The sequence below is a fragment of the Nonomuraea ferruginea genome (assembly GCF_039540635.1).
In the GTDB taxonomy this organism is placed as follows: domain Bacteria; phylum Actinomycetota; class Actinomycetes; order Streptosporangiales; family Streptosporangiaceae; genus Nonomuraea; species Nonomuraea ferruginea.
This window is the reverse complement of record NZ_BAABFD010000008.1, coordinates 282,261-298,495: the sequence shown is the minus strand read 5'-3', so window position 1 is coordinate 298,495 and position 16,235 is coordinate 282,261. Positions and strand designations below refer to the sequence as shown.

At 72.4% G+C, this 16,235-nt stretch carries 16 protein-coding genes; 12 read left to right on the top strand and 4 right to left on the bottom strand.

The features are described from left to right. Window positions 1-37: 37 nt before the first annotated feature. Window positions 38-1,045: an ABC transporter substrate-binding protein gene (locus tag ABD999_RS17855; RefSeq protein ID WP_148032929.1), complete on the top strand. Its 1,008-nt coding sequence runs from the start codon at window positions 38-40 to the stop codon at window positions 1,043-1,045. Here ABD999_RS17855 and ABD999_RS17850 read toward each other — a convergent pair. Then, window positions 1,029-3,434 carry a helicase-associated domain-containing protein gene (locus ABD999_RS17850; RefSeq protein ID WP_271276359.1) on the bottom strand — a complete coding sequence of 802 codons (2,406 nt, stop codon included), beginning with the start codon at window positions 3,432-3,434 and terminating at the stop codon, window positions 1,029-1,031. The genes ABD999_RS17855 and ABD999_RS17850 overlap by 17 nt on opposite strands. Before the next feature lie 78 nt (window positions 3,435-3,512). After that, entirely contained in the window at window positions 3,513-4,016 is a 504-nt protein-coding gene (locus tag ABD999_RS17845) for an ATP-binding protein (RefSeq protein WP_271276358.1), read from the bottom strand. A gap of 223 nt (window positions 4,017-4,239) precedes the next feature. Here ABD999_RS17845 and ABD999_RS17840 point away from each other — a divergent pair, with 223 nt between their 5' ends. From ABD999_RS17840 to ABD999_RS17830, 3 genes are all read left to right on the top strand, one after another. Continuing rightward, on the top strand, window positions 4,240-5,061 hold the full coding sequence (locus tag ABD999_RS17840) for a helix-turn-helix domain-containing protein (protein ID WP_148034773.1): 822 nt from the start codon (window positions 4,240-4,242) through the stop codon (window positions 5,059-5,061). Next, window positions 5,062-5,298: a DUF397 domain-containing protein gene (locus ABD999_RS17835; protein ID WP_148032926.1), complete on the top strand. Its 237-nt coding sequence runs from the start codon at window positions 5,062-5,064 to the stop codon at window positions 5,296-5,298. Between the two features lie 87 nt (window positions 5,299-5,385). Beyond that, the gene (locus tag ABD999_RS17830; RefSeq protein ID WP_148032925.1) at window positions 5,386-5,643 is read left to right on the top strand and encodes a hypothetical protein; all 258 of its coding nucleotides are present in this window, start codon (window positions 5,386-5,388) and stop codon (window positions 5,641-5,643) included. 11 nt (window positions 5,644-5,654) lie between these two features. Here the strand turns inward: ABD999_RS17830 and ABD999_RS17825 are convergent, their stop codons facing one another. Then, on the bottom strand, window positions 5,655-6,239 hold the full coding sequence (locus ABD999_RS17825; RefSeq protein ID WP_148032924.1) for a histidine phosphatase family protein: 585 nt from the start codon (window positions 6,237-6,239) through the stop codon (window positions 5,655-5,657). 25 nt (window positions 6,240-6,264) lie between these two features. Beyond that, entirely contained in the window at window positions 6,265-7,455 is a 1,191-nt protein-coding gene (locus tag ABD999_RS17820) for an MFS transporter (RefSeq protein ID WP_271276357.1), read from the bottom strand. A 49-nt stretch (window positions 7,456-7,504) separates the two neighbouring features. Between ABD999_RS17820 and ABD999_RS17815 the strand changes: the two genes are divergently transcribed. The 8 genes from ABD999_RS17815 to ABD999_RS17780 all read left to right on the top strand — a co-directional run bounded on the left by ABD999_RS17815 (window position 7,505) and on the right by ABD999_RS17780 (window position 16,233). Continuing rightward, window positions 7,505-8,389 (top strand): Gfo/Idh/MocA family protein, encoded by an 885-nt coding sequence (locus ABD999_RS17815; RefSeq protein WP_271276356.1) that lies wholly within the window; start codon window positions 7,505-7,507, stop codon window positions 8,387-8,389. A gap of 198 nt (window positions 8,390-8,587) precedes the next feature. Next, window positions 8,588-9,541: an ABC transporter substrate-binding protein gene (locus ABD999_RS17810; RefSeq protein ID WP_271276355.1), complete on the top strand. Its 954-nt coding sequence runs from the start codon at window positions 8,588-8,590 to the stop codon at window positions 9,539-9,541. 44 nt (window positions 9,542-9,585) lie between these two features. After that, on the top strand, window positions 9,586-10,617 hold the full coding sequence (locus tag ABD999_RS17805; RefSeq protein ID WP_378525118.1) for a FecCD family ABC transporter permease: 1,032 nt from the start codon (window positions 9,586-9,588) through the stop codon (window positions 10,615-10,617). Beyond that, on the top strand, window positions 10,614-11,387 hold the full coding sequence (locus ABD999_RS17800; protein ID WP_271276354.1) for an ABC transporter ATP-binding protein: 774 nt from the start codon (window positions 10,614-10,616) through the stop codon (window positions 11,385-11,387). Before ABD999_RS17805 ends, ABD999_RS17800 begins: the two co-directional genes overlap by 4 nt. Then, entirely contained in the window at window positions 11,384-12,037 is a 654-nt protein-coding gene (locus tag ABD999_RS17795; protein ID WP_271276353.1) for an adenosylcobinamide amidohydrolase, read from the top strand. Before ABD999_RS17800 ends, ABD999_RS17795 begins: the two co-directional genes overlap by 4 nt. Window positions 12,038-12,197: 160 nt before the next feature. Beyond that, window positions 12,198-13,685 (top strand): tetratricopeptide repeat protein, encoded by a 1,488-nt coding sequence (locus ABD999_RS17790; RefSeq protein ID WP_271276352.1) that lies wholly within the window; start codon window positions 12,198-12,200, stop codon window positions 13,683-13,685. Next, window positions 13,685-15,484, top strand: a complete 1,800-nt coding sequence (locus ABD999_RS17785) for a serine/threonine protein kinase (protein ID WP_219544757.1) — start codon at window positions 13,685-13,687, stop codon at window positions 15,482-15,484. The genes ABD999_RS17790 and ABD999_RS17785 overlap by 1 nt, the downstream gene beginning before the upstream one ends. 89 nt (window positions 15,485-15,573) lie before the next feature. Beyond that, on the top strand, window positions 15,574-16,233 hold the full coding sequence (locus ABD999_RS17780) for a response regulator (RefSeq protein WP_148032917.1): 660 nt from the start codon (window positions 15,574-15,576) through the stop codon (window positions 16,231-16,233). The last annotated feature ends 2 nt before the right edge of the window (window positions 16,234-16,235 follow it).

The window sequence follows — 16,235 nt, the reverse complement described above, 5'->3', positions numbered from 1 at the left end:
CTCAGTACGAAGGCAAGCCTAACCTTAGGGAGTACTCATGTCGGGACCGGTCATGGCTCGGCGAGGTTTCCTCGCCGCGGCGGCGGGTCTGGCCGCCGCCGTCACGCTCGCCGCGTGCGGCGGCGCGGGCGGTACCGCGGCCGCACCGGAGGCGTCCTCCGCCCCGGCCGCCCAGCCGTGGACGTTCACCGACGACCGCGGCAAGAAGGTCGACCTCGACAAGACCCCCTCCAAGGTGGTCGCCCAGGTCGGCGCCGCCGCCGCGCTGTGGGACTTCGGCGTGCGCCCGGTCGGCGTCTTCGGCCCGCACAAGCTCCAGGACGGCAGCAAGGACCCGCAGGTCGGCAACGTCGACATCACCAAGGTCACCGGCCTGGGCAACGTGTGGGACGAGTTCAACGTCGAGCAGTACATCGCCCTGCAGCCCGACCTGCTGGTCAGCAGCATGTACGAGAACGGCACGCTCTGGTACGTGCCCGAGAAGTCCAAGGACACCATCGAGCAGGTCGCCCCCACGGTCGGCGTCATGCTCACCGGCAAGACCGCCACCGAGGTGATCGGCACGTACGAGAAGCTCGCCGCGTCGCTCGGCGCCGACATGGCGGGCGTGCCCGAGGCCAAGGCCCGCATGGAGGCCGCCACCAAGGAGCTGGCGGCGCTCAAGGACCTCAAGATCCTCATGATGTCGGGCGGCGCCGACCAGATGTGGGTGGTCAACCCGCCCGAGTACGCCGACATCCGCCACCTCATGGACAACGGCCTCGACATCGTGGTGCCCGGCAAGGTGGACGAGGGCGGCTTCTTCCAGACCCTCAGCTGGGAGAACGCCGACACCTACGACGCGGACGTGATCCTCTACGACACCCGCACACAGGCGCTGAAGCCCGAGGAGATGATGAAGAAGCCGACCTTCGCCGAGCTCCCCGCGGTCAAGGCCGGCCAGCTCTACCCGTGGCGTGCCGAGGCCCCCTTCAGCTACCAGGGCTACGCCGACTTCCTGGAGGAGCTCGTGGCCAACCTGAAGAAGGCTAATAAGCTCCCTTGACCTCGACGATCTCGGCGAGGGGGAACTCCAGGTAGTCGCCCGCCTCCTCGCACCAGGCGTCGAGCGCCCCGTTGCGCAGCTCGCCGTGGCTGATGGTGGCGGTCAGGCCGTCGGTCAGCGTGATGCCCGCCCGCACGCCCCGGTCGACCACGAAGCCGAGCAGCGACTGCTGCGCCGTCGGCAGCCTGGTCGCCATCCGGCCGATCACCGCCCAGGTGCGGCCGTTGCGCTCGCCCGCCTCACGGCTCTCGGCGATGAGGCGGCGGGCGTGCTCGTGCGGGTCGGGCACCGGCTCGGCGATCATCGGCTCATCGGACGGCTGGGCGTCGGACAGCTCGGCCACCTGACCGCCCGGCAGCAGGATCAGCCTGCCGTTGCGGGGCTCCTCGGCGCGGGTGCGGCGGATGGCGATCTCGCCGGTGTCGGCGACGGGCACCGGCGCGTACCCCGCCTCGCGCAGCACCCCGAGCGTGCGCTCGGCGTCGGCGGAGGCGACCAGCACGGTCGGCGCGAGCAGCCGCAGCCCCAGCCGCGACAGCCGCCGGTGTGCGGCGATCTCGGCCAGCAGCGCGGGATCGGAGGCCTGCACCACGCAGCCGACCGTGGTCACCGTCACCTCGCCGTGGCGGCGGGCCACGTCGTGCACGAGGTATTCCAGCGGCTGCGGGACGGCGCCCACCCCCGACAGCTCGTCCAGCAGCTCGCCGGCGTCGTAGCCGCGGTCGAGGGCGCGGCGCACGCTCTCGGTGGTGAACCGCCACACCGAGGCCGCGCCCCGGGACTCGCGTTCGGCCACCCGGTCGAGCAGCTCGGCCAGCTCCGCCGACGGCGGCCCGGTCACCACCGCGGTCAGGTCGGGCCCGAACAGGGCGCTCCTGCGCACGCTGGCCAGCGCCCGGGTGGACGCCTCCACCAGCGCCGGATCATGCTCGACCAGCGGGGCCGCGTCGTCGCTCTCGCCGCCCGCCTTGGCCGCCAGCCCGGCCAGCGCCCGGCCGAGGTCGGTGAGCGCGTGGTTGGCCACCAGGCCGAGCAGCCGCGACTCGTCGATCACCGCGGAGGCGCACCGGTCGAGCAGGTCGCGGTCGACCAGCGGCGCGTGCCAGCGCACGTTGGCCACCAGGCTGTCGCGGTCGGCGAAGGCCGTGGCGGACGGCAGCCGCAGGAGCGCCGACAGCACGGCGTGACGGATGCGGGCCATCGCGGCGCCGCTCTGGTCGTCGCCCAGGACCGTGCCGTACCGTCCGTCGATCTTGCGGAGGGACGAGCGCTCCATGCGCCACCAGGCCGACAGCAGCACCCGCAGCCGGGCGGCGCCCTCGTCGAGCCGCCAGCGGTCGAACCGCTCGGTCGGCACCAGGCCGCCGGACTTCTCGTCCCACGCGAGCAGCCGCGCCACCGCGCAGATCTCCAGCAGCAGCCGGGTCTCGTCCTCGTCGCAGCCGGTCTCCTTGGCGACCCTGCGGACCTCGCGCACGCCCACGCCGCCGGTCTTGAGCAGCGGCAACGGCGCCTTGGACGTGTTGTCGAGCAGGGCCGCGCAGCGCTCCACGACGTGCGGCGCGGCCAGCGTCATCAGGTGGTCGACCTCCTCGGGGTCGACCGGGATCGTGGCCACCTCGGGCGCCCGCGGCGTGAACGGCGGATGGTAGCCGGGGCCGCGCCGGCCGAGCGCCACCTCGCGGGGCATCTCGGCGACGTTCCAGCTCGGCCGGTAGAGCAGGCCGTGGTCGGCCGCCCACTTCTCGGGCGTGCCGGGGGTGACGAACCTGCCGCCGTCGACTTCGCGTACGGGGCCGTGCCAGGCGAACTCGTCGAGCAGCGCGGCGGCTCCGGCGGGGGCGTGGCGCAGCAGCGCGGCCATGTGGCCGTCGTCGGCCAGCGCCTCGCCCACCCGCGCGACCGTGCGGCGCTTGCCGCCGTGGGAGGGCAGGCCCAGGTTGCCGGCCAGGGTGCGCAGCGTGTCGCCGCTGATCGTCCACGAGTTCAGGTAGTGGTCGAGTGGCTCGCCGAGGCCGAGCGGCGCGCTCCAGTAGCGGGTCACGGCCTCGGCCAGGTGGATCTCGCCGTCGGCAGAGGGACAGGCCAGCGCGTGGTCGTAGAGGTGGTCGAGCCACCGGTCCACCTCGGCGCGCGGCGCCCCGAGGAACCCGGCGAGCCGCTCGGCGGTCGGCCGGGTCAGGACCAGGCAGGCCTCGGCGAGCTGCAGGCAGGGGAGCGGCAGAACGCGCAGCGCCTCCATGACGGCGAAGCCGTTGCTCAGCCGCTGGGCCAGCGTGTCGAGCCGCCGCGGCCACGGCGCGGCGAGGGCGTCAGGCCGGTGCGTCAGGACGCGGGCGAGCCTGTCTTCGTCGAGGGTTCGTAGCCAGCCGAGCAGGTGATCGTCCATCGGTCAGCACTCTCATGGGGTCGCGCGTGGAACTCACCGTGAGCCATGACCATCCACGGTAGTGCAGATCACTCTCGGTCAGGAGAGGACCGCCCACACGATCTTCCCGTGGGGCGAGAGCGCGGACCAGCCCCAGCGAAGGCTCAGTGAGTCGACGATGTGGAGACCCAGGCCGCCGGTATCCAGGAGCTCAGAGTATCTCAGCGCGGGCACCGAGGACCCGGGATCGGCGAAGGCGCTGGCCACCAGGCGGCCGCGGCGCACCAGCGACATGTGCACGGGACCGAGCCCGCAGGGGTCGTCCGCGCGCAGGCCGTGCCGCAGCGCGTTCGTGGCCAGCTCGGAGACCACCAGCTCCATGTTCTCGGCCGGCTCGCTCAGGCCCCACGCGGCCAGCACCCCGGCGGCGTAGCTGCGCGCGCAGTGCACGGACGAGGCGGTGGGAGGGAGCACGAAGGTGGCGCTCGCGGACGGACCAGGCTCGAGGAGATCGCGCGCCGCCTCCGGCCACCAGCCGACAGGGGGCCACCAGTCGAACGTGGTCCACTGGCCGGCTGCCGTGGTGGATTGCACGTTGATCATTGTGCGGCAAACTCTCGTGCACTTGCAAGAGCGAATGCACGTGCAGACACGGTGTGCAAGCGCTACGGTTTCCCTTCAAAGGGTCAATCAGTGGGAAAGGGGATCTTGTCCGCGGCCCATGATCTTTCGGCCGTGAAGTGACAGACTGTGTGACAAGGAAACGACCAAGGAGCACCACGTGTCCATCGATCCGCCCGGTTCAGCTTCGACCGTTCGGCGCATCATGCTCGGTGCGAGCCTGCGGCGCCTGCGCGAGAAGCGCGGGCTCACGCGCGATCAGGCCGGATTCCACATCCGTGCCTCCGAGTCCAAGATCAGCCGTATGGAGCTCGGGCGCGTCGGTTTCAAGACACGTGATGTGGAGGACCTGCTCACGCTGTACGGCGTCATCGACAACGCCGAACGCCGTGCCCTTCTGGAGATGGTCCGAGAGGCCAACACCCCCGGCTGGTGGCAGAACTACTCGCAGGAGCTGCCGAACTGGTTCACCACCTACGTGGGGCTGGAAGAGGCCGCGAGCATGATCCGTACGTACGAGGTGCAGTTCGTGCCCGGCCTGTTGCAGACGGCCGCGTACGCACGATCAGTGATCCAGCTCGGCAATCCCGACATGTCAGCCGATCGGATAGAACGCCGTGTGCATCTGCGCATGCAACGGCAGGAGCGCTTCACCAAGAACGACGGGCCGCGCCTGTGGGCGGTCATCGACGAGGCGACGCTCAAGCGGATCATCGGCGGCCGGAAGGTCATGGCCGAGCAACTCCGGCATCTGCTGGAGGTGGCGGCCCTGCCCAACATCACCCTTCAGGTGATGCCTTTCCGATACGGCATGCACGCCGCCGAGGGGGGCGCGTTCAGCATCTTGCGGTTTCCCGAGTCCGACCTGTCGGACGTCGTCTACGTCGAACAGCTCTGGGGTGCCCTGTACCTGGACAAGCGCGAGGACATCGATCCGTACCTCACGGCCATGGAGCAGCTGTGCGTGGAGAGCACCACGCCGGGGGGCACCGTCGAGCTCATCGGCGGCCTTCTCAGAAAGATGTAGATGAATCAGACCTATAACGGCATGCCCGCCGGCGATCTGTCCGGCGTGGCGTGGCGCAAGAGCCGCTACAGCAACTCGCAGGGCAACTGCGTGGAGCTCGCGAAGCTCCCCGACGGTGGGATAGCGGTGCGCAACTCCCGCTTCCCCGACGGCCCCGCGCTGATCTACACCCGCGACGAGATCCGGGCTCTGGTGCTCGGAGTGAAGGACGGAGAATTCGACGGCCTGCTGGTGTAACGCGCTGTTAACCTCCGGCGGGCCCGCTTAACCGGGCCGCGCCGGAGGCGTAACGGCCCCACCGACTCCTCCGGGCAGGATCGGGTCATGCTCGACCAGACGACGCTCTACCCGATCGCCGACGACGTGCTGTTCGCGCCCGGCGGCAAGGTCGTGATCCGCACCTACGGCGTGGCGCCCGCGGCATCCGGCGGCTCGGTCTCGTACCGGACCTGGGTGACCGGCATCAGGGACCATCCGCGCTACTGGCGCTGGGGCCACTTCGAGGACGCCACCCGCGGGCACCGCAGTGTCCTGGAGTGGCTGACCGGGCGCGGCCCGCAGCCTGGCCAGGCGCAAGCCTGAGCCGGTGCTGGTCAGACCCCGCCGACCGGCGCGTTCCAGGTCCTGATCACCGGTTCGCCGTGCTCGAAGGCCAGCCGCGAGTACGTGCCGGTGTCCAGCTTGAACAGCCGGCCGTCCGCCGGGGGCAGGCGCAGCCAGCGCGCGGTGAGCACGCGCAGCAGATGACCGTGCGCGACCACCGCCACCCGCCCGTGGACCCGCCGGCACCGCTCGATCACCCGGTCGGCGCGGGCGCCCACCTCGGCGGCGCTCTCGCCCGGGGTGCCGCCCGGTGGGACGCCGTCGCGCCACAGGTACCAGCCGGGCCGGTCCTTCCTGATGTCGGGGGTGGTGATGCCCTCGTAGCCGCCGTAGTCCCACTCCCACAGGTCCGGATCGACCTCGTACGAGCTGAGGCCGGCCAGGTCGGCGGTGCGGGTGGCGCGCCGCGCGGGCGAGACCACGACCAGCTCGGACGGGCTCTCCCCGAGCACCGGGATGAGCGCCTTGGCCTGCTCCTCGCCGCGCGGGGTCAGCGGCACGTCGGTCCGGCCGGTGTGCCTGCCCGTCCTGCTCCACTCCGTCTCGCCGTGGCGGAGCAACACCATCTCGTCCATGGGTCCATCATCCGCCACCCCGGTTTCAGGTGGCCGGGGCGCCCTGATCGGCGTCGGCGGGAGGCTCGGACCGGCTCGCCCTGAGGAGCGGGACCGCCGCCGCCAGCACCCCCGCGGTGGCCGGCACGGCGAGCCACGACCGGCCGGCGCCGGCCAGGGCGAGCAGGGTCTCGAGGACGGACCCGACGGTCGCCGCCAGGGCGACGAGCATGACCAGCGTGCCGCCCGAGCGGCCGAGCAGCCGGGGCGGCGTGATCGCCTGCCGGTGGCTGAGCAGCGCGATCGCCGCCGTCGCCGCGCCGGCCAGCGGCAGCGCCTGGCCGAGCACGTATCCGGCGGCCCCGGACGGGAACGCGAGCAGGAGCGCGAACGGCTGGGTCGCGAGGACGGCGAACCACGCCAGCCGGAGTGCGCCCACGCGGCGGTGCAGCATGACCGCGGCCAGCGCGCCCACCAGGGGCGGCGCGAGCATGGTGACGAGGTCCCATCCGTCCGCCAGCCCGTCCGGCCGCGGGGCGTCGATCAGCTGCCCCAGGGCCGCCAGCGCGACGAGATAGCCGGCGATCGCGGCGAGCACCGGATGCCGGAGCGTGAACCGCACCCCGGCCACCGCCTCCGGCCACACCCCCTCCCTCGGCGGCGCCGGATCCTCGGGCACGTCCACGTACCGGAACAGCAGCGCCGAGACCGCGAACCCCACCGCCGGCACCACGAGCACGACCACGACGGCCGCCGTGGACGGCAGCCCCGTGGTGACGGCGAAGCCGAACGTCCCCACCGACGCGATCCCGTACAGCCACGCGTTGACCGGGACGAACCGGTGCCGCCCGGTCACCGCCGGCAGATAGGCCTCCAGCGCCAGCGCGCCCGTGACGGCCACCAGGGTGACGGCCCCGATCGCCAGCGTGACGTGAGCCGTCGTGACGGCGCCGGCCAGTGCGGCGACCGCGAGCGAGCCGAGCGCGACCGCCCCCGCCACCCCCGACCAGACCAGCGCCGACCGGCGTGCCGCCCGGTCCACGAGCACCCCCATCGGCACCGGCAGCAGGAACGCCAGCAGCCCGGCCGGCAGGATCACCAGCCCCAGGGATTGGAAGCCTCCCTCGCCCAGGAACATGAGGGTGACACCGACCAGGCTCGCGTCGGCCCACAAGGCCATCTGGAGGACCGTGCCGCCCGCGACATAGCGGGCGAGCGGCCGGCTGGAAGTGATCATCAAGGCATCCTTCCACCGCGGCCCTTCGAGTAGGGTCACGAATCGACTCATGATCGTGCGAAAGGGGATCGCGATGGAGCCGGTGGCGGTCGGTCTGGTCGGGGCGGGCCCGTGGGCGGAGATGGCGCACGCGCCGATGCTGGCCGCCGGCCCGCACACCAGGCTCGCCGGGGTCTGGGCGCGCAGGCCCGAGGCGGCCGCGCGGCTCGGCGCGCCCGTGTTCGAGCGGGTGGAGGAACTGTTCGACGCGTGCGAGGCGGTCGCGTTCTGCGTGCCGCCCGCGGTCCAGGCCGAGCTGGCGGTACGGGCCGCGCGGGCGGGCAAGGCGCTGCTGCTGGAGAAGCCGCTCGGCGACTCCCTGGAGAGCGCGCGGCGGGTCGCCGACGCGGTCGCCGAGTCGGGCGTGCCGAGCCAGATGGTGCTCACCCTGCGGTACGCGGCCGGCACCCGGGCCTTCCTGGACCGGTGCCGGGAGATCGAGCCGTTCGGCGGGCACGCCGCCAACATCTCCGGCTCCCTCGTCGGCGACCACCCGTTCGCCACCCCGTGGCGGCTGGAACGCGGGGCGCTGCTCGACGCGGGGCCGCACATGGTGGACCTGATGGACGCCGCGCTCGGCCGGATCACCGGGGTGCGCGCGCACGGCGACCCGCTGCGCTGGGCGGGGCTGCTGCTGGAGCACGAGGGCGGCGCGGTCAGCGAGGTGTCGCTGAGCCAGGCCGCCGTCGGAGACCTGCCGCCCGCGAGCGTGGCCGTGTACGGCGGGAAGGGCGTCGCGGTGCTGGCGTCCGGCGGCGGCGACGCGTTGCCCCGGGTGGCCGAGGAGTTCGCCAGGACGGTGCGGCAGGGCGGCGGCCACCCGCTCGACGCCGCCCGCGGCCTCCGCGTCCAGGAGGTGCTCGAAGAAGCGGAATCACAGCTCCGTACCCCTTGACGCGGGCGCCTCCAGGAGGATTGATAGCGTTTGTCCGACGCGCAGTGCTGCAGCGAAGTCCGGTGCGAGTCCGGCGCTGTCCCGCAACTGTCATAGCCAGGTCGCCTGCCTCTGCGTGACGTCATCAACCCTCGTGGAAAAGGGTGATCCGTCGCTCATCGCGGGTCTCTCGGTTCCGACAGTGTGAAAGGACTACTCGTGAGGCCCGTACGCAAGGCGCTCGCGGGCGCGCTGCTGGGAACGCTCGTCCTGGCCGCATGCGGCCAGACCGGCACGACAGCCACCTCCGCCCCCGCCACCAGCCAGCCCTCCTCCAGACAGGCCGGCGCCGGCTTCCCCGTGACGGTGGAGGCCGCCAACGGCGAGATCACCATCGAGAAGAAGCCGGAGCGGATCGTCTCCCTGTCGGCCGCCCACACCGAGACGCTGTTCGCCATCGGCGCCGGCCCCCAGGTGATCGCCGTCGACGACCAGTCGAACTACCCGCCCGAGGCCCCCAGGACCGACCTGTCGGGCTTCAAGCCGAACGTCGAGGCCATCGTCGCCCAGAAGCCCGACCTGGTCGTGGTCTCCGACGACATGGACCAGGTGATCGCCGGGCTGGCCAAGCTGAACGTCCCCGTGCTGTGGGAGCCGTCCGCCAAGACCCTCGACGAGGCGTACGACGAGATCACCGACCTCGGCGCGGCCACAGGCAACCTGGAGAAGGCCGAGGAGGTGGTCACCACCATGCGGACCACCCTGGACCAGCTCGCCGCCGACGCCCCCAAGGGCAAGGGCCTGACCTACTACCACGAGCTCGACCAGACCCCGTACGCGGCCACGTCCACGACCTTCATCGGCCAGATCTACGCCATCTTCGGCCTCACCAACATCGCCGACAAGGCCCCGGACGCGGCGGGCGGCTACCCCAAGCTGTCCACCGAGTTCATCGCCCAGGCCGACCCCGACCTGATCTTCCTGGCGGACGTGAAGTGCTGCCAGCAGAACAAGGAGGCGCTCGCCAAGCGGCCCGGCTGGAAGAACCTGTCCGCCGTCAAGAACGACCTGGTGATCGAGCTCGACGACGACATCGCCTCCCGCTGGGGGCCGCGCGTCGCCGACCTGGCGCGGACCGTCGGTGACGCGGTCGCGAAGGCGGCCTCCGAATAGTGCTCGCCGAGCAGGCCACCGGGAGGACCGAAGGGCGGGACCCGGTGGCGCACGTCAAGCCCGCCAGAGCCCGGCCGGTGTGGCTGGCCGGGGCGCTGGCGCTGCTGGCCGTCGTCATGATCGCCGGCCTGCTGGGCGGCGCCGCCGACATCGCGCCCTGGCAGGTCGTCCTCCAGGTGGCCGACTGGCTGCCGTTGGTGTCGGCCGACGCCGGGCTGACGCCCGTCGAGCAGGGGCTGCTGTACGAGCTGCGGCTGCCCAGGGTGCTGCTGGCGGCCGTGGTCGGCGGGCTGCTGGCCATGGCCGGAGCCGGCTACCAGGGCGTCTTCCGCAACCCGCTGGCCGACCCTTACCTGCTGGGCGCCGCGGCGGGGGCAGGGCTGACCACGACCGTGGCCGTCGTGCTGCTGCCGGGGTCCGCGCTCACCACCCCCGTCGCGGCGTTCGCGGGCGCGGTCGGCGGCGTGTTCCTCGCCTACGGGCTGGGCAGCGCCGCCGGCCGGACCGGTGGCACGGCCACGCTGGTGCTGGCCGGGGTGGCCGTCACCTCGTTCCTCACCGCGATCCAGACGTTCGTGCAGCAGCTCGGGGTGGAGGAGCTGCGGCGCGTCTACTCCTGGATCCTGGGCGACGTCGGCGGCGGCTGGGAGCAGGTCCGGCTCGTGCTGCCGTACGCGGTCGTCGCCGCGGCGGTGCTGCTGGCGCACGGGCGGATGCTCGACGTGCTGGCCGTCGGCGACGAGGAGGCCGGGGCGCTCGGCGTGCGGGCCACCCGGGTCCGGTTCGTGGTGCTGCTGGCCGCCTCCCTGGCCACGGCCGCGGCGGTGGCGGTGAGCGGGCTGATCGGGTTCGTCGGCATCGTCGTGCCGCACGCGGTGCGCCGGCTGGCCGGCGGCTCCTACCGCAGCGTGCTGCCGCTGTCGCTGATCGGCGGCGCCGCGTTCCTGGTCCTCGCCGACCTGCTCGCGCGCACCGTCATCGCCCCCGCCGAGCTGCCGATCGGAGTCGTCACCATGTTCGTGGGCGCGCCGTTCTTCGTGGCCGTGCTGCGCATGACGCGGGGGACCGCCACATGATCCGGGTCAAGGGGCTGTCGGTACGGCTCGGCGGGCGCGAGGTGCTCGACGGGGTGGACGTCGACGTGTCGCGGGGCGAGTGGCTCGCGGTCGTCGGGCCCAACGGCGCCGGCAAGTCCACGCTGCTGAAGGCCGTCATGGGCGTGCTCGCCCACCGGGGCGAGGTGGTCCTCGACGACCGGCGGGGGAGCGGGCTCAAGCCGCGCGAGCGGGCCAGGCTGGTCGCCTACGCGCCGCAGACCCCCGCGCTGCCGCCCGACATGACGGTCTTCGACTACGCGCTGCTCGGCCGTACCCCGTACATCCCGTACTTCGGGCGGGAGAGCCGCAGGGACCGGGAGATCACCGCGGGTGTGCTGGCGCGGCTGGGACTGACCGGGTTCGCCGCCCGCAGGGTCGGCGAGCTGTCCGGCGGCGAGCGGCAGCGGGTGGTGCTCGCCCGCGCGCTCGCCCAGCAGGCGCCGGTACTGCTGCTCGACGAGCCCACCACCGCGCTCGACCTCGGGCACCAGCAGCAGGTGCTGGAGCTGGTGGACCGGCTGAGGACCGCCGACGGCCTCACCGTGATCACCACGCTGCACGACCTGACCCTCGCCGGCCAGTACGCCGACACGCTCCTGCTGCTGGCCGGCGGCCGGTCCGTGGCGCGGGGCAGACCGGCCGAGGTGCTCACCGGCGCCCTCGTCGGCGAGCACTTCGACGCCCGTGTCATGATCGAGCCGGGCCCCGGCGGGCGGCCCGTCGTGCACCTGGTCAGGGGAGAGACGTGAAGCTCGGCTACCGCGTCGAGGACGGCGACCGGCTCGGTTCGCTGCTGTGGGAGTTCGGGCCGGGCTGGCGGATGATCTCCTCGGCGATGCTCGGCGGCGGCATCGGGCCGCGCACATGGGTGCTGAACGCCCAGGTCGTGGCCGGCTACGCGCGCATGGACCCGGTCGACCACCTGGCCGGGCTGGGGCCGGGCGGCGACGGCGTCGGCATGATGACGGCGGCCTCCGTCGACCGCTACACCAGCGCCGCCGACGGCGGGGCCGAGGCGGTGGCCACGGTCGGGTTACGCGTCCCGACCTGGGCGGCGGCCCCCGAAGGCGCGGCCGACCCGGAGCTGGCCCCGATGGTCGGCACCGTCAACATCGTCGCCACGCTGCCGGTGGCGATGACGGACGCCGCCCTGGTCAACGCCGTCATGACGATGACCGAGGCCAAGACGCAGGCCCTGCTGGAGGCGGGCTACCCGTGCACCGGCACCGCCTCGGACGCGGTCTGCCTCGCCGTGCCGGACTCCGGCCCGCAGGAGTTGTTCTGCGGGCCCCGCTCCGAGTGGGGCGCCCGGCTGGCCCGCGCCGTCCACGCCGCCGTCAGGCAGGGCGCGGTGTCGTGGCGTCCCGGCTACCGGAAGCCGGGGGCCGAGCTGAGTTGATCTTGAACAAGGTGTAACGCCGCCCGGCTGTCGCGCGATAGGGCCACGTGAGGGGTTCATACGTCGGGGGAAGTACTGCAACCGCTTCTTCATACGCGGATCTATTGACTTACGACAGGTGATTGGGACCCTGGTTCTAACCCTTCGTGCGGGAGCGGTGATGGCACGTCTCACAGTGCTGGCGGGCGGTGTCGTGGTGACGGTCGCCCTGCTCGCCATACCCGCGACGGCCCACGAGCATCCCAGCGGCATCACCGATCTGGTGACCCCCGCCGTGGTGCGCGTCGAGGCGGTCTCCCACGTCGAGATCACGCTTCTCGACCACGTCAGCCGGCTGCGTCACGTGGAGCGTTCCTACGATTTCCCCATCGGCCAGGGCACCGGCATCGTCGTCAACCCCGACGGCGCGATCGTCACGCTCACCAGCGTGGTCAAGACCGACGACGAGGACGTCGCCGTAAGGGCGGCCAACAAGGTCTTCGCCGAGCACCACGACGTGAAGGTCCCGCAGGACGACAAGCGCCACTCGGTGGACGACGACCCGATACTCGACCGCCACCTCAAGGACTGCTACCCGCCGAAGAGGTCCACCGCGACCTGCATCATCGACGTCACCACCGACATCACGATCTTCCCGAACGTCTCGCCCGCCGACACCGACGGCTTCAAGGCCGAGCTGGTGCGGGCCGGTTCCGGCCCCGACGCTCCAGCCGTGCTGATGCCCGTCGCCCGCGCCGTCGGCAGCGTCGGCATGCCCACCGCCCCGCTCGCCGAGCAGGTGCCCGACCAGCAGGGCGCGCCCACCAGCGTGGCCGGCTTCCTCGGCCGGCCCGGCCCCGACGTGCAGACCACCGTCGAGATCGCCCACCTGGGCAAGGGCGGCGGCGCCGGCGAGAAGGGCCGGCCGTTCGGCGACCCGGACAAGAAGGTCGACGAGCCCGCCAAGCTGGGCGGCCTGGCCGACCGCGGCCTGGCCGGCGCCCCCGTCATCGGCGACAAGGACGGCCACGTCGTCGGGCTGCTCATCGGCGGCGGCAAAGAAGCCAAGATGATCGGCGTACGGGAGATCACCTCGACCCTGTCGAAGGCCGGCATCGCGGCGCGCAGGGGAGCGATCGACGCCGCCTTCGAGGCGGCGCTGACCCGCTACCACACCAGGTACTACACCGAGGCCGCGCCGGGCTTCCAGCGCGTCCTGGAGCTCTACCCGGGCAACGTGGTGGCCGCCGACCTGCTCAAGGTCGCGCTCGCCAAGCGGGGCGGCCCGGAGGACGAGGGCACCAAGCGGACGGTCGCGCCGGCCTCCTCCGGCCCGCCGCTGTGGCCGTTCATCGTCGCGGCGAGCGTGCTGTTCCTCGCCGCGGCCGTGGGCGCGTTCCTGCTGTGGCGGCGCCACCGGGCCGGAGACCGGGCCGACGACCACGGGCAGGCCCCGCCGCTCGTCCCCCCGCAGCAGGCGTACGACGAGGGCGCCGACCAGACGGTCATGGTGCGCAGATCGCCGCAGTTCACGGCGGTCCCGCAGCAGCAGCAGCAGGTGCTGACCGCGCAGGAGTCCTCGGTCAAGTTCTGCACGGCCTGCGGCATGCGGCTCGGCCAGGCGCACCGGTTCTGCGGCTACTGTGGCCAGCCCATCGAGACGTCGTGATGCACGTGAACGACAGGGCGCTCATCGGTCAGGAGGTGGCCGGCTACTACGTCGAGGACATCATCGGCAAGGGCGGCATGGCCGTCGTCTACCTGGCGCTGGACCCGAGGCTGAGCCGCCGCGTCGCCCTGAAGATCCTCAACCCGGTGCTGAGCGTCGACGACCGGTTCCGCCAGCGGTTCATCCTGGAGTCCCGCACGGTCGCCAGCATCGAGCACCCCAACATCATCCCCATCTACGAGGCCAACGCCGACGCCGACGGCGTCCTCTACATCGCGATGCGCTACGTCGACGGGCTCGACCTGCGCCGGCTCATCTACGACCGGGGTCCGCTGCCGCTCGACCAGGGCACCAGGATCTTCGCCCAGGTGGCCGCCGCCCTCGACACCGCGCACGCGCACGACCTGATCCACCGCGACGTGAAACCGGCCAACATCCTGCTGGCCGCCGACCACGTCTACCTCACCGACTTCGGCATCACCAAGCACCGCACGTCGATCTCCGGGCTGACGCAGACCGACCAGTTCATCGGCACACCCCGCTACATGTCGCCCGAGCAGATCAACAAGGAGCACATCGACGGCCGGGCCGACCAGTACGCCCTGGCGTGCGTGGTGTACGAAGGGCTGTCGGGGCGGCTGCCGTTCCAGCGCGACAACGACATCGCGCTGCTGTGGGCGCACCTGGCCGAGCAGCCGGTGCCGCTGACGCAGCTGCGGCCTGAGCTGCCGCTGGAGGTCGACGGGGTGATGATGCGGGCCCTGGCCAAGGCGCCCGAGCAGCGCTTCCCGTCCTGCGCGGCGTTCATCGTGGCGCTGCGCGAGGCGATCACCGGCTCGCCCGCCGACTCGGGCGCCTTCACCGGCCCCCGCACCGGCCCGGGCACCGGCTACGGCTCCGGTCCCCACTCCGGCCCGCACTCGGGTCCCCATTCGGGTCCCCATTCGGGTCCCCACTCCGGCCCGCACTCGGGCGCGCGGCCCGTCGGCGTCGGCCCCGGTCCGGGCGCGCACTACGGTCCCGGTCCTGGTTCCGGCCCGCACTCCGGTCCCGGCACGGGTCCCGGTTCCGGCCCGCACTCCGGGCCCCATCCCGGCTCCCCGTACGGTTACGGGGAGGGGCCGCACACCGGACCCGGCAGCAGCGGGCCGGCGACGGGCCCGGGGACCGGCGTGTCCGCGCGCCCCGCGCGCCGCCCCGGCAGGCTGCCCATCGTCGCGGCCACCCTCACCGCGGCGGTCGCCGCGCTGGCGCTGGTCGTGATGATCGTCTTCATGCAGCGCGGCGAGTCGTGGACGCGTTTCCAGGACACCGCCGCCGCCCCGGTCACCTTCGAGTACCCGGCCGGCTGGACCGCCCGCACGCACGCCGACCTGTTCGCGATCGCCTCGCCGCGGGCCGCCGAGTTCGAGTCGATGTTCGTCTCCGGCGCCAGCGCCGACTGGTCGCAGGTGAACAAGGTCATCACCGGCGACCCGGAGAACGCCGTGGGCGTGTACGTCCAGGTGTCCGACACGCTCGACCCGGGCGCCTCCCGTGAAGAGATGAAGGCCATGATGGAGGGCCTGCTGCCGGGCGAGGTCCAGGTGACGGCGCCGGTGCCCGACCGGGCGGGCAACAGCGACGCGACCCGCTACGACGGCACCCTGCGCGACCGCAACAGCGGCAACCAGCTGGGCTTCGTCAGCTACGTCATCGCCCACCGCCCCAAGCCGGTCCTGGTCCTGTACTTCTGCGCGCAGCACCGCTGCGACGACGAGACCCAGGTGCGGGTGCGCCAGAGCGTGCAGGTCTCCTGACCATCCGCTTGCACCTGACTTGCGTACGGCTTGACCTGCCTGTTCGGCGGCTGTTCACGAGCTCCCGCGACCTTTACCCTTCGGAAGCTGTGGGCATCAAAATCGTGATCGTGGACGACCAGGCGATGGTCAGGGCAGGGCTGCGCATGGTCGTGGAGAGCGACCCGGGCATGGAGGTCGTCGGCGAGGCCGCCGACGGCCGTGAGGCCATCGCCGTGGCCCGGCGCGTCAGGCCGGACATCGTGCTGATGGACATCTCCATGCCGCGCCTCGACGGGCTGAGCGCGACCAGGGAACTGCTCGAGACCCCGTCGCCGCCGAAGGTCATCACGCTGACGACGTTCGACACCGACGAGAACCTGTGGGCGGCGCTGCGCGCCGGCACCAGCGGGTTCCTGCTGAAGGTGTCGCCGCCGGAGCAGCTCATCGAGGCCATCCGCATCGTGCACGCCGGTGACGCGCTGCTCGACCCGGCCGTCACCAGCCGGGTGATCGCCTCGTTCGCGGGCCGGTCGGAGCCGACGCCGTCGCCCAGGCTGTCGGAGCTGACGCCGCGCGAGCTGGAGGTGCTGCGCCTGCTCGCCCGCGGGCTCACCAACGCCGAGATCGCCGGGCAGCTGTACGTGGGCGAGGCCACGGTCAAGACGCACGTGGCGCGGGTGCTCATGAAGCTGGCCCTGCGCGACCGGGCGCAGGCGGTCGTGTTCGCGTACGAGTCGGGCGTGGTACGGCCCGGCACCGCGGCCTGATC